A 20,706-nucleotide genomic window follows, 5' to 3' on the forward strand; every position below is an offset into this window, starting at 1 on the left:
GATGCGTCGGTAGACCGCCGACCAGTCCAACAGAACGAAGGAAGACCGGCAGATTTGAATCATTCCCATTCGATGGTGCCGGGAGGCTTGGACGTCACGTCATAGACCACGCGGTTGACGCCTCGGACCTCGTTGACGATGCGGGTCGCGCACTTGCCCAGGACGTCCCAGGGGAACTCGTAGAAGTCGGCGGTCATGCCGTCGGTGGAGGACACGGCGCGCAGGGCCAGGACCTTTTCGTAGGTGCGGGCGTCGCCCATGACTCCGACCGTCTTGACCGGCAGCAGGACGGCGAAGGCCTGCCAGATTTTGTCGTAGAGACCGGCCTTGCGGATTTCGTCCAGATAGATGGCGTCGGCCTGTTGCAGGGTCTCGACGGCCTCGGGCGTGATCTCGCCCGGGATGCGGATGGCCAGGCCCGGCCCTGGGAAGGGATGGCGACCCACGAAGGCGTCGGTCAGGCCCAGTTCACGGCCCAGGGCGCGGACCTCGTCCTTGAACAGCTCGCGCAGCGGCTCGACCAGTTTCAGCTTCATATAGTCGGGCAGGCCGCCGACATTGTGGTGGCTCTTGATGACGTGGGCCTTGCCGCTGGACGAGGACACGCTCTCGATTACGTCGGGATAGAGGGTGCCCTGAGCCAGGAACTCGGCGCCTTCGATCTTGTTGGCTTCGCGGTCGAAGATCTCGATGAAGACGCGGCCGATGGTCTTGCGCTTGGTCTCAGGGTCGGACTGTCCGGCCAGCGCGCCGAGGAATTCCTTAGACGCATCAACGTGGATCAGGGGGATGTTGTAGTGTTCTCTGAACAGGGTCGTGACCTGCGCAGCCTCGTCCTTGCGCAGCAGGCCGGTGTCGACGAAGACGCAGGTCAGTTGGTCGCCGATAGCCTCGTGGATCAGCACGGCGGCGACCGAAGAATCCACCCCGCCCGACAGGCCGCAGATGACCTTGGCCGAACCGACCTGGGCGCGGATCTTGGCGACCTGCTCGTCGCGATAGGCGGCCATGGTCCAGTCGCCGGTCAGGCCGGCGATGCCGTGGGTGAAGTTCTTCAGCATCTCCGCGCCACGCGGCGTATGCATGACTTCCGGATGGAATTGAACGCCATAGAAGCGTCTCTTCTCATCGGCGATCACCGCATAGGGCGATCCGGCAGAGGTGGCGACGGCCTCAAAGCCTTCGGGGATGGCGACGATCTTGTCGCCGTGGCTCATCCAGACGGTCTCGTCCTCGCCGACCGGCGCCAGACCGGCCAGAAGAGGCGAGGATTTGGCCACGGTGATCTCGGCGCGGCCGAACTCGCGGGTGTGGCCGCCCTCGACCTTGCCGCCAAGTTGCTCGCACATGGTCATCTCGCCGTAGCAGATGCCCAGCACCGGCACGCCGGCCTCGAACACGGCCTGGGGCGCACGCGGGCTGCCTTCCTCATGGACGCTCTCGGGACCGCCCGACAGGATGATGGCCGCCGGGTTCATCGCCGCCACCGCCGCCTCGGCCTTGGCGAAGGGATGGATCTCGCAATAGACGCTGGCCTCGCGCAGGCGCCGCGCGATCAGCTGAGTCACCTGGCTGCCGAAATCGACGATGAGGACGGATCGGTGGTCTGATTGTGCGGTCATGGCGATTCCGGGGCGAGCGATTGGGCGGGGACTTGGCTGGCGTCGCCAGCAATATCAAGCGCGGAAAGGCCGCGGGCCGTCAAAACAGCGACCAACCCATCCAGAGCGACCGCCAGGTTCTGATCGACGTGGTGGAGGGTCGAGGTCCAGTCCTCGAGCTTGGTCAGCTCCGCGCGACCGTCGCTGACGCCACGCAGGGCGACCACAGGGACGCCGAAGGTCTGGGCCGCGCGCAGCAGGGCGAAGGTCTCCATGTCCACCATCTCGGCGTCAATGGCGTCATAGGCGGCGCCCGAAACGACGCTGCCCCCGGTGGACAGGGAGGCGGTCGGCACGCCGGGTATGGGGCATGGCAGAGGCAGAACGGCGGGCTGGTCCAGCAGGGGCGTGATCCCCTTCGGGAAGCCCAGAGCACTGGCGTCCATGTCGCGATAGCCGACCGAGGACGCCTGATAGACGCAGGCGTGTTCCAACTCGCGCGATCCGCACGACCCCAGGGACAGGATCAGATCCGGCAGGTTGTTCACGGCATCCAGTCGCGCCAGGGCGGCGGTCAGGCTGACGGCGGCCTCGACCGGACCGACGCCGGTCATCAGCGGCTGGATGCGCGCCTTTAGGTGCTCGCCGTATTCGGCGGGGGCGGCCATGACACACAGGACCGAGAGGTCGCCGTATCGCTCCAGCCGCCCGTTCAGGCTCACGCCTGCCGCTCGTAGAGGGCGGCGAAGAAGCCGTCCGTGTTGGCCGTGGCCGGCGACAGGCGGATGCGATGGCCGCCGTTCGAAAGCTCGGCCAGCTTGTTGCGCCCGGCGTCGGTGAAGTTGGCGCTGCCCACGGCGGCGGTGATGGCCACGGGCGTGAAGGACGGGTGATCCTCCTCGAAGGCGTCCATGGTCGCCTCGTTCTCTCCGCGCAGCATCGAACAGGTGACATAGACAAGCCGACCGCCGGGCTTCACCAGCTTGGCGGCGCGGGCGACGATGGCCATCTGCAGGCTGTGCATGCGGTCGACGTCCTCGGGCTTCAGCCGCCAGGCGTCCTCGGGACGACGACGCCAGGTGCCCGAGCCGGTGCAGGGCGCATCGACCAGGACCACGTCGGCCTGCTGGACCATGTCCTCGACACCGCCGCCATTGGGGCCGAGCTGATGCAATTCCGCAGCAACACCCGCACGTTGCAGGCGGGGCTTGATGTTGTCCAACCGCTTCTGAACCACGTCATAGGCGACCAGACGACCGTCCGTCCCGGCGACCGGGGCGGTCTTCTTGGCCACCGGCGCATCGACCCAGCCGGTCGGGGTCCAGACCTTGCCGGGCTCTGCGGCCTCGACCACGCGGCCGGAGCCGGCGGCGGCCATCTGCATGGCCAGGCCCAGGGTCTTGCCCCCGCCCCCGGCGCAGTAGTCGACCACGGTCATGCCGGGCTCGACGCCAGCCAGCCAGCAGACGATCTGGCTGCCTTCGTCCTGAATCTCGATGCGGCCGTCCTTGAAGGCTTCCAGCGCCTGGACGTTGGGCGGCGGCTCGGCATTCAGACGCAGCCCCCAGGCGGACCAGGGCGTGGGCTGCGGGTCCAGCCCGGCTGCACGCAGTTCGGCGGCGACCTCGGCCACCGTCGCCTTTGCGGCGTTGACGCGCAGGTCGATGGGCGCGCGAGGCACCATCAGGGCCTCGGCCTCAGCCGCCCAGCTATCGCCGAACGAGGCCTTGAAGTCCTCCATCACGAACTCGGGCAGACCGGCGGCGACCCAGCCGGGCAGTTCGCCGTCGGTGGCGGTCAGGCGGCTGCGTTCCTGTTTCGACAGAGGACGCGGGCCATAGCCGTCGCCCATGTGCAGGGCCTCGATCTCTTCCAGCGACAGGCCGTCGATCAGGCTGAGCGAGCCGATGACCAGGGCGCGGCCGTCCTCCCGCCCGCCCATGGCCCAGACCAGACGACCGCGCGCACGCAGCACGCGATAGACGCGGTCGGCGACGGCGCGGCGATCCTTGGACCCCGCATAGCGGTTCTCGGATCCCCAGGTCTTGAGGACGGCCTCGGCCGGTTGGCGGCCCTGGGCGATGGAGTCCAGGACGGAGGCGGCGGCGGCAAGACGAGCGGCTGGGGTCACTTAGGCTTTCAGAGGAACAATGCGGCGATGATCATCAGCAAGCCGATGAGCGAGGCCATGAAGGCGAGACTGCGAAGACCCGTGACGCCGAATGCGTACAGCGGGATGTAGATCAGGCGGGCCCAGAAATAGAGGGCGGCGCCCCAGTAGGTCAGGACGCCGTCCTCGCCCGTCACATGGGCGATCAGGACGGCGCCGATGAACAGCGGAAGGGTCTCGTAGAGGTTGGACTGGGCTCTTTCGAGGCGGCCGGTGATCGGCCCGACCGGAGGAGTCGCCTCGTCACGCGGCCCGGCGTTCCACTTGGTCCCGAACTGACGCGTCCTCCCGGTGGCGGGCAGGAAGATCTGCACCACCGCCAGGATCAGCGTCGCCGCCAGATAGGTCAGTTCAGGCGTCATCGGATCGGTCCCCTACCCCTGCCGATAGTTCGGCGCTTCCCGCGTGATCATCACGTCATGGACGTGGCTTTCGCGCAATCCGGCCCCGGTGATGCGCACGAACTTGGCGCGCTCCTGGAAGTCCTTGATCGTGGGGGCGCCGACATAGCCCATGGCGGCGCGAAGACCGCCGACCATCTGGTGCAGGACCGGCGCGATCGGCCCCTTGTAGGGGGTCTGGCCCTCGATGCCCTCGGGCACCAGCTTCTGGCTGTCCTGGACGTCCTTCTGGAAATAGCGGTCGGCGGAACCGGCCCCCATCGCTCCGACCGAGCCCATGCCGCGGTACGACTTGTAGGACCGGCCCTGGTACAGGAAGACCTCGCCGGGGCTCTCGTCGGTGCCGGCGAACATCGAACCCATCATGGCCACCGACGCCCCCGCCGCGATGGCCTTGGCCAGGTCGCCCGAATACTTGATCCCGCCGTCGGCGATGACCGGCGCGCCCGAGGCCTTGGCGGCCCGAACGGCGTCGATGATGGCCGTCAGCTGCGGCACGCCGACACCGGCGACGATGCGAGTGGTGCAGATGCTGCCCGGACCGATGCCGACCTTCACCGCATCGGCGCCCGCGTCGATCAGGGCGCGTGCGGCGTCATAGGTGGCGATATTGCCGGCGATGATCTGGAGCCGGTTGTTCTCGCGCTTGATGCGCTCGACGACGTGGGCGACCTGGGCGGAGTGGCCGTGGGCGGTGTCGATCACCACCACGTCGCAACCGGCCTCGGCGAGGGCCATGGCCCGCTCATAGCCTGCGTCGCCCACCGTCGAGGCGGCGCCGACCAGCAGCCGGCCCTGTTCGTCCTTGGCGGCGTGAGGATGGGCCTGAGCCTTCTCGATGTCCTTCATCGTGATCAGGCCGGTGGCGCGATAGTCCTCGTCCACGACGATGACGCGCTCGATCTTCTTGTCCCGCAACAGGGCGCGCGCCTCGTCACGCCCGGCGCCTTCGCGCACGGTGACCAGATCGCTGGTGGTCATCAGCTCGGCGGCTTTGCGGTTCGGATCGGTGTCGAACCGCATGTCGCGGTTGGTCAGGATGCCGACCAGCCGACCCGTCTTCGGATCGACGACGGGAAAGCCGCTGAACTTCCTGCGCGCCACGATCTCGCGGACCTCGCCCAGGGTGGTTTCCGGGCTGATGGTCACCGGGTTGATGACCATGCCGCTTTCGTAGCGTTTCACCTCGCGGACCTGATCGGCCTGTTCGGCGATGGTCATGTTGCGGTGAAGCACGCCCAGACCGCCGGCCTGGGCCATGGCGATGGCCAGTCGGCTTTCCGTCACCGTGTCCATGGCGGACGACAGCAGCGGTATCTTCAGATTGATGTCGCGCGTCAGGCGGGTCGAGACATCTGCTTCCGCAGGCATGGTCTCGGACGGGCCGGGTTCGAGCAAAACATCGTCGAAGGTGAGCCCTTCGCGTATCTCCATAGGGAGTCTCCGTTTTGCGGGCCGCATATCCTCTTTCGCGGCTGCGAAGTCAACCGCAAGTCCATGCTTCCGACGGCCAAAATCCGCAGGCGGACAAGATTGCTCGCCAGTGCTTGAAACTTTCAGCCGCAGCTAACATTTAAAGGCCATGGTTGCAGATATCGCCAGATCCGTCCGAAGCCTTGCGCTCAAGATCGCCAGCTATGGCGTGATGCACCTGATCGTCGCCATGCTGGTGGCCTTGGCCATCACGCGCGATTGGCGGCTGGCCTTGGCGATCGGCGTGGTCGAGCCGTTTTTCCAGACCATCGCCTATTCCATTCACGACCGCGTTTGGCACCGTGTCGAGCGACGCCGAACGGGCAGTTCGCTGGAGGAGACCGCAGAGGCCTTCACCGCCCGCCTGAACGTCATGGACGCAGACGAACAGGCGCGGACCCGCGAGCACCACGGCCATCTCCACAGCCTGCCCTCGTTCAGGAAAATCGCGGTCAAGACCATGACCTACGGCGTCATGCATTTCACCGTGGCCGTGACGGTCGCCTTCGCCGTGACGCAGAATTGGCGCGCAGCCCTGGCCATTGGGGTGGTCGAGCCCCTGGTCCAGATGGTCTTCTTCGCCCTTCACGATCGCTTCTGGACGGCGCGGGAAGCCCGCAGGGCTCCCCAGGCCGCCTGAAGGATCAGAGCCGGTTCAGCGCCACCAGATAGACCTCCGACGAGCCTTTCCGGCTGGCGGAAGGCTTGACGTACTTAACGTCCTGAAAGTTCGCTCTCAGGTCAGCCAGGACGTGACCGGCGTCCCCGCCCTGGAAGTTCTTCGTCACGAAATGCCCGCCGGGACGCAGGGTCCGGATGGCGAATTCGGCGGCGATTTCGATCAGGGCGATGATCTTCAAGTGATCCGTCTGACGGTGGCCGACCGTGTTGTGCGCCATGTCGGACAACACCAGATCAGGCGCCCCGCCAAGAGCCTCTATCAACTGTTGATCGACGCCCGGTTCTGTAAAGTCGGCCTGGATCAGGATGGCCCCGGGGATCGGCTCGATCGGCAACAGGTCGACCCCCACCACCGCCGCAGCGCCGCGATTGACGCAAACCTGGACCCAGCCGCCCGGCGCCGCGCCCAGGTCGATGACCCGCGAACCGCGCTTCACCAGGCGGAATCGGTCGTCAATCTCACTGAACTTAAACGCCGCCCGGCTGCGCCAGCCCTCGGCGCGCGCCTTCTCGGACCAGGGATCGGCCAGCTGACGCTTGATCCATTGGATGGAGGACATCGACTTCTTGTCGGCCGTCTTGATCTGGGTGCCCATGCCGCGGCCCGCAGCCGTGCCGCCGGTGGGAGGGCGCACCATCTTGCGGCGCGCGGGTTCAGGCGGCGCGGTTTCGGACGCACTCACGGTCTTTGGGGGCTTTTCATCTTCACTCATGCATCCCACATAGCCCCGACAGGCATTGCGGGCTATGACCCCTGCCCGGATAAGAACACCCGATTAGAAACGGAGCGTGCCCGATGGCCGATCAAACCCTGACCCTGACCCTCGATACGGGCGATGTCGTCATCAAGCTGCGGCCCGACCTGGCGCCGGGCCATGTCGAGCGCATCACCGAACTGGCCTCGGAAGGCTTCTACGACGGCGTGGTCTTCCACCGCGTCATCTCGGGCTTCATGGCCCAGGGCGGCGATCCGACCGGCACCGGCACCTCGGGCTCCAAGAAGCCCAACCTCAAGGCCGAGTTCTCGGCTGAGCCGCACGTCCGCGGCGTCTGCTCCATGGCCCGCACCTCGGCGCCCGACAGCGCCAACTCGCAGTTCTTCATCTGCCTGGACGACGCGACCTTCCTGGACCGCCAGTACACGGTCTGGGGTGAAGTGATCGAAGGCATGGACAATGTCGACGCCCTGCCCAAGGGCGAGCCGCCCCGCACGCCGGGCAAGATCGTCAAGGCGACGGTCAACTAAAGACGCTTTCGAGGGGCGGGTCGTGAAAACGGCCCGCCCCTTTCGCATCCCATCCTATTCGTATCTAGGGCAGGCGGAAAAGCGTGCCGATCCAACCGAGGGACTGCAGTCTCTCGACCGACTCGAAGATCGGCACGGCCAGCAGGAAGACCAAGCCGTCTCGGAGCGTGGTCAGGAAGAAGCGCGGCTTAACCTGCAGGGTCTCGGCATCCCGCCACAGCCGGAAGTCCGGCCCGAAGCGGGGCGTGCGGGCGACGTAGGCGGCATAGACGGGGCCGAACGCCTCGGACAACCAGGCCTCCTCGCGACGAATGGTGATCGCGAAGATCAGACCTGTAATCGCTAGGAACACCAGTGATAGGATCAGGCTGCCGGTCTGGGCGCCCACGCCGAACGCGCCGATGAAGCTGAAGACATAGAGTGGGTTGCGGCTGACCGAATAGGGGCCTTGATCGACGATCTCGTCCTTCTTGCGCCCGCCGATGTAGAGCGAGCACCAGGCTCGCCCCACGATGCAGACCGCGATCATGCCGAGGCCAACGGCCTCGACGCCCTCGTGTAAGACGCCCCCGCCCCAAAAGGATCGACTGACGAAGGCGAGCGCGATAGCGACGATCAGCCCCGCAGCGACCGCCGCCTTCCTCAGTTTCTGTACGCGCCCAAGATCAAAGCTCGCCGTGGCCATGGATCACCTTCGAAGCTGGACAGAATGTCGCAGACGGTGATGTCGAGGCTTTGCGGCGGATTGAAGTCAGCGGTCCAGCGACGCATCCAGCGCCCGGAAGGCCGAGATCGCCAGTTCGGTCGCGCTGGCGAATACCGATGGCGTGATCCGCTCGTAGTCATCACTCGGGCGGTGATAGTCCGAATGGAAATCGACCCCGAAATACAGGAAGGGCAGGCCCGCGTCGTGGAAGGGGCCATGATCCGAGGCGTGCACCCAGTTGTCGGACCCTGTATCGGCAGGCGAATCCTTGCCGAACGCCAGCGCCACCGCCCCGTTGGACGGAATGGCCTGTAGGGCAGGCTTCAGCGCGGGGTGCTGATAGGTGCCGGTGACCCACAGCTTGCCGTCGGTCTCGGCGCGCGCGGTCATGTCATAGTTGATGTTCAGGGCGATGGAGGCCAGCGGCACCGGGGGCGCCTGGATGAAATGCTTGGCGCCCAGCAGGCCCGCCTCTTCGCCGTCGAAGGCGACGATGAGGACGCTGTGCTCGGGCGGCGCCGCCTTCAGCCGCGCGGCCAACTCCAGCATGGTCGCCACACCCGAGGCGTTGTCGTCGGCGCCGTTGTAGATCTGACCCTCATAGACGCCGTTGTGGTCGTAGTGGGCGGTGACCACGATATAGCGGTCCGTGACCCGCGTGCCGGGGATCAGGCCCAGGATGTTGACGCCCGACACCTGGCGCCGACCGGTCGCATCGCGCCCCTCGGCCTGGAAGGCTTGCAGCCGGCCCATCGGCGCGGCTTCGATGCCCAGAGCCTCCAGCCGCGACACGATATAGGCCCGCGCCCGTTCGCCGCCCGCTGTGCCGACGCCGCGGCCCTCCATGTCGTCCGCCGACAGGACGCGCAGGTCGGTCATCAGTTGCTGGGGCGGTGTGACCTGCGCCAACGGCTCGGGCATCGCGGCCGGAGCCGCGGCCGGATGGCGGCCCTCGCAGCCGGCCAGCACCAACAGGGATGCGCTCGCAGCAAGGGTGGCGGCGGCGGAACGTCTGAACATGGAATCCTCCCTATTTTCGCCAAAGCCTAGCGAGCCTTAGGCCCAGCGTCAGATTAACTTCGTGTCATCGGACCTGACGGCGCCCAGAATGCTAAACCAAACCCACCCGCCGACGTTCTGCGATTCCCATGCCCTCACCTGCCGCCGACATGCCCGTTGAAGACCTGACGCCCGAGGCGGCGGCGGCCGAGCTTGCCCGGCTAGCCAAGGCCATGGCGCGCGCCGACTTTCTCTACGCCGAGGCCGCGCCGCAACTGACCGACGCCGAATACGACGCGCTGAAGGCTAGAAACCTGGCCATCGAGGCGCGTTTCCCGGACCTGATCCGCGCCGATTCGCCGTCGAGAAAGGTCGGGGCGCCGGTCTCGGCCCAGTTTTCCGAGGTCCGCCACGGCGTGCCGATGCTGTCGCTGGACAACGCCTTCGACGACACCGACGTGACCGACTTCGCCGCACGGATCCGCCGGTTTCTCAAGCTGGACCCGCTGCAGCCCCTGGCCTTCGTCGCCGAGCCCAAGATCGATGGCCTGTCGGCCAATATTCGCTACGAACACGGCGTGCTGGTACAGGGCGCCACGCGCGGCGACGGCAAGACGGGCGAGGACATCACCGCCAATCTGCGCACCATCCGCGACATCCCCGCCCGCCTCTCGGGCTCCGGCTGGCCCGACCTGATCGAGGTGCGGGGCGAGGTCTATGCGCCCAACGAGGGCTTCGACGCCTTCAACGCCGCCGCTGAGGCTGAAGGCCGCCGAACCTACGCCAACCCGCGCAATTTCGCCGCCGGGTCCCTGCGCCAGATCGATCCCAAGGTCACGGCCCAGCGCCCGCTGAACTTCTTCGCCTATGCCTGGGGCGAGGTGTCCGCCCCCTTCGCCGAAACCCAGGCCGAGGCTCTGGCGGCCTTCGAATCCTGGGGGTTCAAGGTCAATCCGCGATCGCAACGCGTGGACGGCGCCGATGGCCTGATCGACATCTATCGCGGGCTGGAAACCGACCGCGCCAGCCTCGGCTATGACATCGACGGCGTGGTCTACAAGGTCGATCGGCTGGACTGGCAGGCCCGCCTCGGCTTCGTCTCGCGCAGCCCCCGCTGGGCCATCGCCCACAAATTCCCCGCGCAACAGGCGACGACGGTTCTGGAAGGCATCGACATCCAGGTCGGCCGCACCGGCTCCCTGACCCCCGTCGCCCGGCTGCATCCGGTCACGGTCGGCGGCGTCGTGGTCAGGAACGCCACCCTGCACAACGAGGACGAGATCGCCCGCAAGGACCTTCGCATCGGCGACACCGTCGTCCTGCAACGCGCCGGCGACGTGATCCCCCAGATCGTCGAGGTGGTGCGGGAGCGTCGCCCTGCCGATGCGGCGCCTTACGTCTTCCCGACCCACTGCCCCGTCTGTGGTTCGGAGGCCGTGCGCGAGGGCGACGACGTGCGTCGGCGCTGCACCGGCGGCCTGATCTGCAACGCCCAGCTGATCGAGCGGCTCAAGCATTTCGTCTCGCGCCGGGCGTTCGACATCGAAGGCCTGGGCGAGAAACAGCTGATCGCCTTCCATGAGCGTGGCTGGATCACTCAGCCCGCCGACATCTTCCGCCTGGCCCGCGACGCTGAAAAGCTCGACGCTCTGCGCGCCGAGGACGGCTATGGCGAGACCAGCGTGAAGAACCTGATCGCCGGCATCGACGCGCGGCGCGTCATCTCGCTGGAACGGCTGATCTTCGCCCTGGGCATCCGCGATATCGGCGACCAGACCTCGCTGCTGCTGGCCCGCCACTTTGGTTCATGGACGGCATTCTACGCCGCAGGACTGGAGGCGGCGTCCGGCATTCCCTCGCCAGAATGGACCCAATTGTCCGAAGGTCACGGCGTTTCCGCCCGCACCCTGGCGATCATGTGCGAGGCCAGGCTGCCCGTTGGCGATCCGTGGCCCGAGGCCCCCATTGACCAGAAGCTCGCCCTCGCCTTCCCCGGCGTCGCCACCCCCGCACGCCGCGCCCTGGCTCTGCTGGCGACCGACTGGGCGTCCGTGGTCGAACTGGCCCGCATCGCGCGCGAGGACGGTCCGTCCATGACCCTGGGCGAGATCGCGGGGATCGCCGGCGTCGGCCCCGTCGCCGCCCGCGCCCTGGCCGAGTTCTTCCACGAGGATCACAATCGTCAGGTCGTCGACGCCCTGATCGCCGAACTGACCACCGTCGAGGACGCCGAACGCCCCAGGAACGACAGTCCGGTCGCGGGCAAGACCGTCGTCTTCACAGGCTCGCTGGAGCGCTTCACCCGCGACGAGGCCAAGGCGCGGGCCGAGAGCCTAGGCGCCAAGGTGTCGGGCTCGGTGTCCAAGAAGACCGACTATGTCGTCGCCGGCCCGGGCGCAGGCTCGAAGCTGGCCGATGCGGAAAAGCACGGCGTCGCCGTCCTGACCGAGGACGAGTGGCTGGCCCTGATCGGCTAGCGGTTCAAGGCCGCCTGCCCCGCGACGGCGTAGCGGTCGCCCACCGCGGCATCGCGCGGGAAGACCGCCTCGATCGCCGCGACGTCTTCAGCCGTCAGCACGACCCGAGCGGCGGCGATATTGTCCTCCAGCGTCGCGATGCGGCGGGTGCCGGGGATGGGCACAAGGTCGTCGCCCTGGTGCAGCACCCAGGCCAGGGCCAGTTGCGCGGCGGTGACGCCCCGGTCGTGGGCGATGGATTTCACCGCCTCGACCAGGTCCATGTTCTTCTGGAAATTATCGCCCTGGAAGCGCGGGTTCGAGCGGCGGAAATCATCCTCGGCCAGGTCGTCGATAGACTTGATATCGCCGGACAGGAAGCCGCGCCCCAGCGGGCTGTAGGGCACAAAGCCGATACCCAATTCGCGCACCGTGGCCAGGATTTCGTCCTCGGGGTCACGGCTCCACAGCGAATATTCGGTCTGCAAGGCGGTGATGGGGTGGGTCGCGTGGGCCTTGCGGATCGTCGCGGGCGCCGCTTCGGACAGGCCCAGGAACCGGACCTTGCCCTCGCTCACCAGCTCGGCCATCGCCCCGACCGTGTCCTCGATCGGCGTGTCGGGATCGACCCGGTGCAGGTAATAGAGATCGACGTGATCCACGTTCAGCCGTTTCAGGCTGCCCTCGATGGCGCGGCGCACATTGGCGGGCGAGCCGTCGACCGTCAGCCCCGACCGGTCCGCCTTCCAACCGATGCCGAACTTGGTGGCGATGAAGGCCTTGTCGCGCCGGCCGGCCCCTCCTTTACCGCTGAGGGCTGTGCCGACCTGGGTCTCGTTGACGTGCGGACCATAGATTTCGGCCGTGTCGAACAGGGTGACGCCCAGGTCCAGCGCGCGATGGATCACGGCGTCCACCTGGGCCTGATCCGAGGCCTGACCATAGGAGGACGCCATCCCCATACAGCCCAGACCGACAGCGCCCACTTCTGGTCCGTTCTTGCCGAGACGACGGGTCTTCATGGGCGATCTCCTTGGATGGGTGCAGGTCTCAGGTCGTCACTCAGGGGGTCAACCGCAAGGCGGCGTCACAGCGGCGCGCACTGGCCCTTCAGCCAATCCAGAGCCTCCCCGTCCAGCAGCGGCCCGACCTTGGCCAGGGTCTCGGCGTGATAGGCGTCGACATAGACGCGCTCGTCCGGGGTCAGCATCGAAACCTCGATCAGGCGTCGGTCGTGCGGGGCGAAGGTCAGTTGCTCGAACCCGTGCATGGGCCGCTCGCCGCCGGGAATGGGCTCGGGCGGGGTGACCACCTGCAGGGTCTCGATGCGGATGCCCCAATGGCCTTCGCGGTAATAGCCGGGCTCGTTCGACAGGATCATGCCGGTCAGCAGGGGCTGGCTGTTGACCGCCTTGGCGATGCGCTGCGGCCCCTCATGGACGCCCAGATATGAGCCGACGCCGTGGCCGGTGCCGTGGTCATAGTCCAGGCCCGCCATCCACATCGGCTGGCGCGCGATGGCGTCCAGCTGATGCCCGCTGGTGCCTACCGGGAAGCGGATCACGGCCATGGCGATGTGGGATTTCAGCACCAGGGTGAACATGCGGCGCTGTTCATCGGTCGGCTCTCCGATGGCCATAGTGCGGGTCACGTCGGTGGTGCCGTCCAGATACTGGCCGCCGCCGTCCACCAGCAGCAGCGAGCCCTTCTCTATGCGGCGGATCTTGTCGCCGACGGGCTTGTAGTGCGGCAGGGCGCCATTGGGGCCGGCCCCGGCGATGGTGTCGAAAGACAGGTCCTTGAGCGCGCCCGTCTCTTCACGGAACCGCTCGAGCGTCTGGGCGACCTCGCGCTCGTCGGGCAGGGTCTCCTGCGCCGTCGTGCCCACCCAGTGCAGGAACCGGCTGAGGGCCGCGCCGTCGCGGATATGGGCCTGGCGACTGCCCTCGATCTCCACGGGGTTCTTGGCGGCGCGCGGGATGGCGCAGGGGTCCATGGCGCGGACGATCGTCGCCCCCGCCGCTTCCAGCCGGTCGAAATACCAGGCGGAGGACTGGGCCGGATCGATCAGCACCTTGTGGTCCGCCAGAGCGTCCAGTGCGGCGTCCAGCGCGTCCGATGGCTTCAGCACGACATCGTCGCCCAGCCATGCCGGCAGTTGGTTGGTGACCTTGGCCGGATCGAGGAAGAGCTCGGCGGACCCGTCGGCCTTCACGATGGCCTGACCCAGCGGCAGGGGCGAGCGGATCACGTCACCGCCCCGCACATTGAACAGCCAGGCGATGGAGGACGGCGCGGTCAGCACCGCCGCATCCGCACCCGCCGCGGCGATCGCGGCGCCGATCCGGGCGCGTTTCGAGGCATGGCTCTCGCCCGAATAGAGGTCCTCGTGGGGAACGACGGGCGCCTGGGGCTGGGCCGGGCGGTCGGCGCCCCAGGCCGCATCCAGCGGGTTGGCCTCGACCGGTTTCAGCGTCGCGCCCGCTGCGGCCGCCGCCTTGCGCAGGGCCGCCAGGGAATCCGGGCTATGCAGCCGAGGATCAAAGCCGATCACAGCGCCCTGGGGCGCCTTGACCAGATAGGCCGACACACCCTTGCCTTCGAGGCCGAGAATCTCGAACTGGCCCGCATCGACCTGGGCGCGCATCTGAACCGTATAGCGCCCGTCCGCGAAGACCGCCGCCCGATCCGCCAGCACCACAGCGGCGCCCGCCGAGCCGGTGAAGCCGGTCAGCCAGGCCAGGCGGTCATTGGCCTCAGGCAGGTATTCGTTCTGATGTTCGTCCTCGTGCGGGACCAGAAACCCGTCCAGCCCCTGTTCGGCCAGGCGTTCGCGAAGCAGCGGCAGATGCCGGGCTCCAAAGGAAGGATCGGTTGTTTCATCAAAGGACTGGCGCATGGTCCCGCCATACACCCACCATCGCGGCGGGGGAAAGGCGGCGGCGTCAGTCGGCCGATCGGGCCGCCGCCACTCTCGCCATGAAGGCCACGCTCCAGGCCTCCAGCGCGTCGTCGCGCGCCTCGGCCTCGGGCCCGCAACGGGCGCGCTGGGCCTCGAACTCCTGCGGGAAGGGCCCGGCGAAATAGTCGGTCAGGCGATCCAGCCAGACGACGCCCGGACTGCGCCCCTCCAGCCGCCCGAGATAGTGCTGGGCCTGACCCGTGAACCAGGCCTTGGCCGCCGCATCCTCGCCCTGCCCGCCCATGTAGATGAAGACGCCCAGACATTGCAGGTCGGCCCTGTCCGCATCGCCGACCTGCTGTGCGGCGACGGGCCCTGATGTCACGAGCGCAAGACCGAGGGCCAGGGCTGCGAAGGCGCGAGGAGCCCTCACCCTATTCGGCCCAATTCGGCGAACGCTTTTCCAGGAAGGCGCGGACGCCCTCCTGGCCTTCAGACGAAACACGGGCGCGGGCGATGCGGCGCGCGGTGTCCTCCATCAGCCCATGGTCGATCCGCTTGCCGGCGATGTCGTTGACCAGCCGCTTGGCGTCGCCCATCGCGCCCGGCGCATTCATCGTCAGGCTGTCGGTCAGCATGGAGATGAACTCATCGATCGACCCCTCGGGCAGGACCATGTCGATCAGCCCGGCGTGGGCCGCATAGTCGGCATCGAAGATGTTGGCCGTCAGGAACAGCTGGCGCGCCCGGCGCGAGCCGATGGCGTCGATGACATAGGGGGCGATGGTCGCCGGGATGAGGCCCAGCTTGACCTCGGAAAAGGCGAAGCGTGCGCCCTCGACCGCCACGGCCATGTCGCAGGCGGCGACTATGCCCGCCCCGCCGCCCATGGCCGCGCCCTCGACCAGGGCCACCGTCAGGGCCGGAATGTCGTGCAGGGCCTTCAGCATCTTGGCCAGGCCCATGGCGTCGTCGCGGTTGTCGCTTTCCGACCACTCGACCGCATCGCGCATCCAGCTGATGTCGGCGCCGGCGCAGAAGGTGCCGCCCGCTCCGCGCAGGAAGACCAGACGCACATTGTCGGCCCCATGCAGGGTCTCGAACGCTTCGTGCAGGGCGGCGATGACGGCGGCGTCGAAGGCGTTCTTCTTGGCCGGGCGGTTGATGGTGATGAAGACCACCCCGTCCGTCGTTCCGTCGATCTGGACCAGGTCGTCGTCGGCGTCGGGCGCAGCGCCGGGCACCAGGGGCTGGGCGATGCTGTTGATGATCCCCGCTTCGGCGTCGGTGATGTCGAGCGCGTTGAGGTCGGCTTCGGTGGGGTTCTTGTCGGACATGCGTCGGCTCCTGGGACTGAGGCTGCTTTAGGGGTTCAACGCACGCGAAGCAAAGACGCCCACACAGACCGGCGGCGCCAAAACACCGCCTCCCCCTCAGGCGCAACCTCTGCTAGCTCAGGGCCCGCTGAAGGAGACCGCCCATGAGCCTGACCGGCGCCTATGACACCGACAATATCTTCGCCAGGATTCTGCGCGGCGAGATCCCCAACGTCACGGTCTGGCAGGACGATCAGGTCCTGGCCTTCATGGACGTCTTTCCGCAGTCCGAGGGCCATGTGCTGGTGGTGTCGAAAACCTCCACCGCCCGAAACCTGCTGGAGATCGAGCCCGAGGTGCTGACCGCGCTGACGGCGGCGACCCAACGAACGGCCAAGGCCGTGGTGAAGGCGCTCGACCCCGACGGCTTCAGCATCATGCAGTTCAATGGCGAGGCTGGCGGCCAGACCGTCTTCCACCTGCATTTCCACATCATCCCACGCTGGGCGGGCCGAGAGATCAAGGGCCATGGCCACGCGCCGATGGCGGACACCGACCAGCTCAAGACGCTGGCCGCCCGCATCGCCGCCGCCCTGGATTAGGCGGCATTCCTGGGAAAACTTGTGGCTCAGAGATCGCTCGCGCGCGTTGAGCTACTTGCCCCCTGGGGATTCCCTCAGCATAAGGCGCACCGCACGGACACATCTCCGGGCCGGCTTAGCTCAGTTGGTAGAGCGCCAGTTTTGTAAACTGGATGTCGCGGGTTCGATTCCTGCAGCCGGCACCATCCTCACCTCGATCTTGCGTGTAAGAGCCTGCAGCACCCTTAGTGCGCTGCGGATGCAGCTTGCTGCGACGCCAATCTTGCGAGCAGATTGTCGAGACGCTCTCGCGAACCAGATCGCGGGGACTTCGGTACACGGGGCGCCGAAAGCATCCCGGCGGCGATGAGCCGGAAGCCCCCATGTCGATACCACCGTCACTACACTGCGCCGCAGCAATTTTAGTCGCGCGTGCGGCAAGATGTCAGTATAGAGGGATATGGCCCAGCTTGGGCCTAGGGGGGTTTTTGTGGTTTCGATTGGCGCAAAGCCTATACTTGTGACCGGCGCTGCCGGTTTCATCGGTATGCACACGGCCGAACGCCTGCTCGACCGGGGCGAGGAAGTGATCGGGGTCGATAACTTCAACGACTATTACGACCCTCAACTAAAGCAAGCTCGCGCCGCGCGTTTGGAAGCCCGACCGGGCTTCCGAATGGTCCGAGCCGATATCGCCGATCACGAGCAGATCAAGGACCTTGTCGCAGTCAACAAGATCGACCGCATCGTCCATCTCGCGGCCCAGGCCGGCGTCCGGTACTCCATCGATAATCCCTTTGCCTACCAGCGCTCCAATCTGGCGGGCCATCTCTCGATCCTGGAAGCTGCGCGCCATAATGGCGTGAGCCACCTGGTCTATGCCTCGTCCAGCTCGGTCTATGGCGACCGTCCGCTGGAGGGCGCAGGCTTCCGCGAAGACGACCCCACCGTGAATCCCGTCTCGTTGTACGCCGCCACCAAGCGCTCATGCGAGCTGCTGAGCCAGAGCTACGCGACCCTTTACGGTTTCCCGCAATCGGGCCTGCGCTTTTTCACGGTCTATGGCCCCTGGGGTCGGCCCGACATGGCCTATTTCAGCTTCACCCGGAAGGTCGTCAGGGGTGAGCCGATCGAGGTCTATGGCGAAGGACGCATGGCGCGGGACTTCACCTATATCGACGACATCGTGGACGGGATCGTCGGGGTCCTGGATCGCCCTCCAGCCCAGGGCGGGCACGAGGTTTACAATATCGGCGACAGCCAGCCGGTCGGGTTGATGGAAATGATCCGCACGCTGGAAACGGCGCTGGGCTGCCAGGCCGAAAAGATCATGCGCCCGATGCAGCCCGGGGATGTCACAGCCACCTACGCCGATGTGTCGAAGTTGTCCGCCCTGACCGGTTACGCACCCAGGGTGCCTTTGAAGGACGGACTCGAGCGGTTCGTCCAATGGTGGCGGTCCTACGAAAATGGATAGTGTCGCCAGGCTCGCTCCGTCGTCCTCGGCTGTTCAGGGCCTCACGGGGCTATCGGTCGATGTATCCGAGCGTCTTCAACCGGCGCCTGCTCAACAACTCCGCATCCTGATCGTCGCGCTCAACTACGCTCCCGAGCTCGTCGGATGGGTGGAGTCCGTCAGATCTCCGTGGTGCAGGATGAACCGCGGGTCTTTCTCGTGCGGATCCTGGTACAGATGCTCGATCCGGCCTGTGTTGAACGACGAAGACCGCCGCTTGACCCCGTGGACGATGTATCCTTTTTCCAGAAGCAATTCCGAAAGATAAGCCCCGTCCTGCCCCGTCACGCCCGTCACGAGCGCGACCTTGCCGTTTAGTTTCGCCTGCATAAGTCCCCCGACTGCAGCCAATCCAACGGGCTGCGGCGTTTACATAACAAGGTCGTCGAAGAAGGGCGATTCATTTTGGTGCGGCGCACACTCAGGATACACGCGAGGCGCAGCAATCCTTAAGATCACCCAGGCGGCTTGACAGTCCTAGCGCGTTACAGTCGCGCAAGCCCCATCGACGAAAGCGGGCGTCGGGACCTAGCCAGCCTTATGGAACTGCAGCTCTATCGCCGACAAAAGCCGGCCTCCAAGTTTTCAGATCACAGTGTCTTCCGAGACACAGGCGCGCTCGAACCGCTTCAAAACTTCCCGAAGTGGGCGAGCAGTGTTTACCTTTGCCGTTGCCAGGATCATGATCGCAGTTGCGAGATCGTTGGCGGTCTCTGATGAGGGGACCCCAGATGACGAAATCAGTTTTTGTTGCGATGGCTGTGCGGGGCATGGCTGCTTTGAGCGCTGTGTCGCTTGCCGCCGTGCCAGTAATCGCCGTCGCTCAATCGCAGAGCGAAGTGGCCTCCTTGGTCGCGTCGATCAAGTCGGCTGCCGCGGCTGCACAAGCGAGCGCTACGACGAACGGCTACTCGGCCGAGCAAACCGAGGCCGCTATTGAGGCTGCTATCCAGGCCGCCGTCGCCACGAGCGGCGCTTCGCTGCAAGTGGCTGACGCGGCTCTGGCCCAGGCGCTCGCCCAGCTCCAGGCGGAAGGCAATCTGACGCCAACCGCAGCCCTCGCCTTCGCTGCGGTGTCGGGTCAGGTCAAGACCGCAATGCTTACTCCAGGCGGCGCTCCCGCTGCTGGCGGCGCTCCCGGTGGCGGCGCTGCCATTGGCTCGGGCCCTGGCGGCGGTGGCGGCGGCGGCGGTTCGGACTACGTGCCGCCCGTCGGCTAAGCCGCAAACGACAGCCTGTCCGGCGGACGGGCTGTCATCTTCCTGATATTCATGGTGACAGGGCGTTCGCGTCCTGCGCCTGTGTGCGAGACACGGACATGTCGATCCTGACCAAGAGTTTGACGGCCTTTGTCGTTCTGGGCGCCGCTGCGGGCGCCAGCGCCGCGTCGGCTCAGACCGCAGGCAGCGCCGTGAACAGCGCGAGCAACGGAGCCGACCTGTTTGCGCGAGACCGCAACCTGGCGGTCCGCGAGCGCCCGCACCCCGAATATGAAGCGCTTGGCCTTCCTCTGGGCGCCTTCATGGCCTTCCCCCGCCTCGAGCTGGGCGCCGAGTTCAACGACAACATCTTTGCGGTGAAGACCGGCGAACAGGACGATATAATCCTTTTCGCCAAGCCGAGCGTTTCCGTCGTGTCCAACTGGTCGCGCCATGCGCTCGACCTGTTCGCTGAAGCGGCGCTGAACCGCTACCAAGACTTCGGTTCCGAGGATCACAACAACTGGTCCACGGGTTTCGACGGCCGCGTCGACGTCACCCGCAGCACCATCCTCAACGCAGGCGCGTCCTATTCGGAACTGACCGAGCCGCGCTCGGCTGCCAGCACCGATGTCCGCGCCGCAGAGCCGATCGAGTATTCGACCGCGCAGACCTATCTCGCCGCCGCGCGCACCTTCAGCCGCACCAAGTTCTCCGGCCGCGCGGATTGGCGCAACTTCGACTACCAAGACGCCGAGACTGTTGCCGGACTGCCGATCGACCAGGACAATCGCGACCGCGACCTCTATTCGCTGGCGGGCCGCGTCGACTACGCCATCAGCCCGGCGACCGCCCTGTTCGTTCAGGTCGGCGGCAATGAACGCGACTACGGCGACGCGAGCGGCCCCGGCTTCGCGCCACGCGACTCTTCCGGCTACGAAGTCCTGGGCGGCGCCAATTTCGAGCTTGGGGCCACGTCGCGCGGTGAAGTCGCCGTCGGCTATGTCAGCCAGGACTTCGACAATGCCGCCTACTCGGACGTCGACGGCTTTGCGGCCCGCGCCCAGGTCGAGTGGTTCCCGACGCAGTTGACCACGGTCACCTTTACCGGCGGCCGCAGCGTTGAAGATGCAGGCGTCAATGGAGCGGGCGGTTACCTGGCCTCGTCGGCCGGCGTTCGCGTCGACCACGAACTGCGCCGAAACATCATCCTCGGCGCCGGCCTGAGCTACACATTCGACGATTACGAAGACATCGACCGTGAAGACGAACGTCTGAACCTGTCTGCGAACGCCACCTATCTGGTCAACCGCAGGCTGGGCGTGAGCCTCGCCGCCAGCCGGCTCGACCAGTCGTCCGATGGCGTCGCCCCCGGCCGCGACTTCACGGTCAACCGCTTGACCGTTTCGCTGGTCGGCCAGTTTTAACTCGACCTCGCCATCGCCGAGAGTAGCTGAGT

General features: G+C 66.5%; 19 protein-coding genes, 1 tRNA gene and 1 pseudogene. 8 read left to right on the forward strand and 13 right to left on the reverse strand.

The window, feature by feature from the left end:
• Positions 1-59 precede the first annotated feature (59 nt).
• From guaA to guaB, 5 genes are read right to left on the reverse strand one after another with little or no spacing between them, the layout of a single operon-like run.
• On the reverse strand, positions 60-1,622 hold the full coding sequence (gene guaA, locus ACO05L_RS11105) for a glutamine-hydrolyzing GMP synthase (RefSeq protein WP_421729236.1): 1,563 nt from the start codon (positions 1,620-1,622) through the stop codon (positions 60-62).
• Positions 1,619-2,323 (reverse strand): 5'-methylthioadenosine/S-adenosylhomocysteine nucleosidase, encoded by a 705-nt coding sequence (locus ACO05L_RS11110; protein ID WP_421729237.1) that lies wholly within the window; start codon positions 2,321-2,323, stop codon positions 1,619-1,621. Before ACO05L_RS11110 ends, guaA begins: the two co-directional genes overlap by 4 nt.
• The gene (locus tag ACO05L_RS11115; RefSeq protein WP_421729238.1) at positions 2,320-3,732 is read right to left on the reverse strand and encodes an RsmB/NOP family class I SAM-dependent RNA methyltransferase; all 1,413 of its coding nucleotides are present in this window, start codon (positions 3,730-3,732) and stop codon (positions 2,320-2,322) included. The genes ACO05L_RS11110 and ACO05L_RS11115 overlap by 4 nt, the downstream gene beginning before the upstream one ends.
• Before the next feature lie 8 nt (positions 3,733-3,740).
• Positions 3,741-4,133, reverse strand: a complete 393-nt coding sequence (locus ACO05L_RS11120; RefSeq protein WP_421729239.1) for an MAPEG family protein — start codon at positions 4,131-4,133, stop codon at positions 3,741-3,743.
• Between the two features lie 12 nt (positions 4,134-4,145).
• Entirely contained in the window at positions 4,146-5,606 is a 1,461-nt protein-coding gene (gene guaB, locus ACO05L_RS11125) for an IMP dehydrogenase (RefSeq protein WP_421729240.1), read from the reverse strand.
• Positions 5,607-5,754: 148 nt separating this feature from the next.
• Between guaB and ACO05L_RS11130 the strand changes: the two genes are divergently transcribed.
• Positions 5,755-6,285 carry a DUF2061 domain-containing protein gene (locus ACO05L_RS11130; protein WP_421729241.1) on the forward strand — a complete coding sequence of 177 codons (531 nt, stop codon included), beginning with the start codon at positions 5,755-5,757 and terminating at the stop codon, positions 6,283-6,285.
• Between the two features lie 4 nt (positions 6,286-6,289).
• Here ACO05L_RS11130 and ACO05L_RS11135 read toward each other — a convergent pair whose 3' ends face one another.
• Complete coding sequence (locus ACO05L_RS11135; RefSeq protein ID WP_421729242.1) at positions 6,290-7,039, reverse strand: RlmE family RNA methyltransferase; 750 nt, start codon at positions 7,037-7,039, stop codon at positions 6,290-6,292.
• Positions 7,040-7,122: 83 nt separating this feature from the next.
• Here ACO05L_RS11135 and ACO05L_RS11140 point away from each other — a divergent pair, with 83 nt between their 5' ends.
• The gene (locus ACO05L_RS11140) at positions 7,123-7,572 is read left to right on the forward strand and encodes a peptidylprolyl isomerase (RefSeq protein WP_421729243.1); all 450 of its coding nucleotides are present in this window, start codon (positions 7,123-7,125) and stop codon (positions 7,570-7,572) included.
• Between the two features lie 64 nt (positions 7,573-7,636).
• Here the strand turns inward: ACO05L_RS11140 and ACO05L_RS11145 are convergent, their stop codons facing one another.
• Both ACO05L_RS11145 and ACO05L_RS11150 read right to left on the reverse strand, forming a co-directional pair.
• The gene (locus tag ACO05L_RS11145; protein ID WP_421729244.1) at positions 7,637-8,257 is read right to left on the reverse strand and encodes a methyltransferase family protein; all 621 of its coding nucleotides are present in this window, start codon (positions 8,255-8,257) and stop codon (positions 7,637-7,639) included.
• 66 nt (positions 8,258-8,323) lie between these two features.
• Complete coding sequence (locus tag ACO05L_RS11150) at positions 8,324-9,298, reverse strand: M20/M25/M40 family metallo-hydrolase (RefSeq protein WP_421729245.1); 975 nt, start codon at positions 9,296-9,298, stop codon at positions 8,324-8,326.
• Positions 9,299-9,426: 128 nt separating this feature from the next.
• Here ACO05L_RS11150 and ligA point away from each other — a divergent pair, with 128 nt between their 5' ends.
• Positions 9,427-11,754 (forward strand): NAD-dependent DNA ligase LigA, encoded by a 2,328-nt coding sequence (gene ligA, locus ACO05L_RS11155; protein WP_421729246.1) that lies wholly within the window; start codon positions 9,427-9,429, stop codon positions 11,752-11,754.
• Here ligA and ACO05L_RS11160 read toward each other — a convergent pair.
• From ACO05L_RS11160 to ACO05L_RS11175, 4 genes are all read right to left on the reverse strand, one after another.
• Positions 11,751-12,755: an aldo/keto reductase gene (locus ACO05L_RS11160; protein WP_421729247.1), complete on the reverse strand. Its 1,005-nt coding sequence runs from the start codon at positions 12,753-12,755 to the stop codon at positions 11,751-11,753. The two genes, ligA and ACO05L_RS11160, sit on opposite strands and share 4 nt — an antisense overlap.
• A gap of 65 nt (positions 12,756-12,820) precedes the next feature.
• On the reverse strand, positions 12,821-14,632 hold the full coding sequence (locus ACO05L_RS11165) for an aminopeptidase P family protein (RefSeq protein WP_421729248.1): 1,812 nt from the start codon (positions 14,630-14,632) through the stop codon (positions 12,821-12,823).
• Between the two features lie 46 nt (positions 14,633-14,678).
• On the reverse strand, positions 14,679-15,020 hold the full coding sequence (locus tag ACO05L_RS11170; RefSeq protein WP_421729249.1) for a hypothetical protein: 342 nt from the start codon (positions 15,018-15,020) through the stop codon (positions 14,679-14,681).
• 49 nt (positions 15,021-15,069) lie between these two features.
• The gene (locus ACO05L_RS11175; protein ID WP_421729250.1) at positions 15,070-15,972 is read right to left on the reverse strand and encodes an enoyl-CoA hydratase-related protein; all 903 of its coding nucleotides are present in this window, start codon (positions 15,970-15,972) and stop codon (positions 15,070-15,072) included.
• Between the two features lie 143 nt (positions 15,973-16,115).
• Here ACO05L_RS11175 and ACO05L_RS11180 point away from each other — a divergent pair, with 143 nt between their 5' ends.
• The 3 genes from ACO05L_RS11180 (at position 16,116) to ACO05L_RS11190 (ending at position 18,009) form a co-directional block, all read left to right on the forward strand.
• A complete protein-coding gene (locus ACO05L_RS11180) occupies positions 16,116-16,553 on the forward strand; it encodes an HIT family protein (protein WP_421729251.1) in 438 nt (145 codons plus the stop codon).
• Positions 16,554-16,662: 109 nt separating this feature from the next.
• Positions 16,663-16,738: transfer RNA gene (locus ACO05L_RS11185), tRNA-Thr, on the forward strand.
• Positions 16,739-16,992: 254 nt separating this feature from the next.
• On the forward strand, positions 16,993-18,009 hold the full coding sequence (locus ACO05L_RS11190) for an SDR family NAD(P)-dependent oxidoreductase (protein WP_421729252.1): 1,017 nt from the start codon (positions 16,993-16,995) through the stop codon (positions 18,007-18,009).
• A gap of 144 nt (positions 18,010-18,153) precedes the next feature.
• Here the strand turns inward: ACO05L_RS11190 and ACO05L_RS11195 are convergent.
• Positions 18,154-18,378, reverse strand: a pseudogene (locus ACO05L_RS11195) (GDP-mannose 4,6-dehydratase); the annotation flags it as partial.
• Positions 18,379-18,779: 401 nt separating this feature from the next.
• Between ACO05L_RS11195 and ACO05L_RS11200 the strand changes: the two are divergent.
• Both ACO05L_RS11200 and ACO05L_RS11205 read left to right on the forward strand, forming a co-directional pair.
• Complete coding sequence (locus ACO05L_RS11200) at positions 18,780-19,268, forward strand: hypothetical protein (RefSeq protein WP_421729253.1); 489 nt, start codon at positions 18,780-18,782, stop codon at positions 19,266-19,268.
• A 98-nt stretch (positions 19,269-19,366) separates the two neighbouring features.
• Positions 19,367-20,674 carry an outer membrane beta-barrel protein gene (locus tag ACO05L_RS11205; protein ID WP_421729254.1) on the forward strand — a complete coding sequence of 436 codons (1,308 nt, stop codon included), beginning with the start codon at positions 19,367-19,369 and terminating at the stop codon, positions 20,672-20,674.
• Positions 20,675-20,706 lie beyond the last annotated feature (32 nt).

It is taken from the genome of Brevundimonas sp. (genome assembly GCF_965227765.1).
Taxonomy (GTDB): domain Bacteria; phylum Pseudomonadota; class Alphaproteobacteria; order Caulobacterales; family Caulobacteraceae; genus Brevundimonas.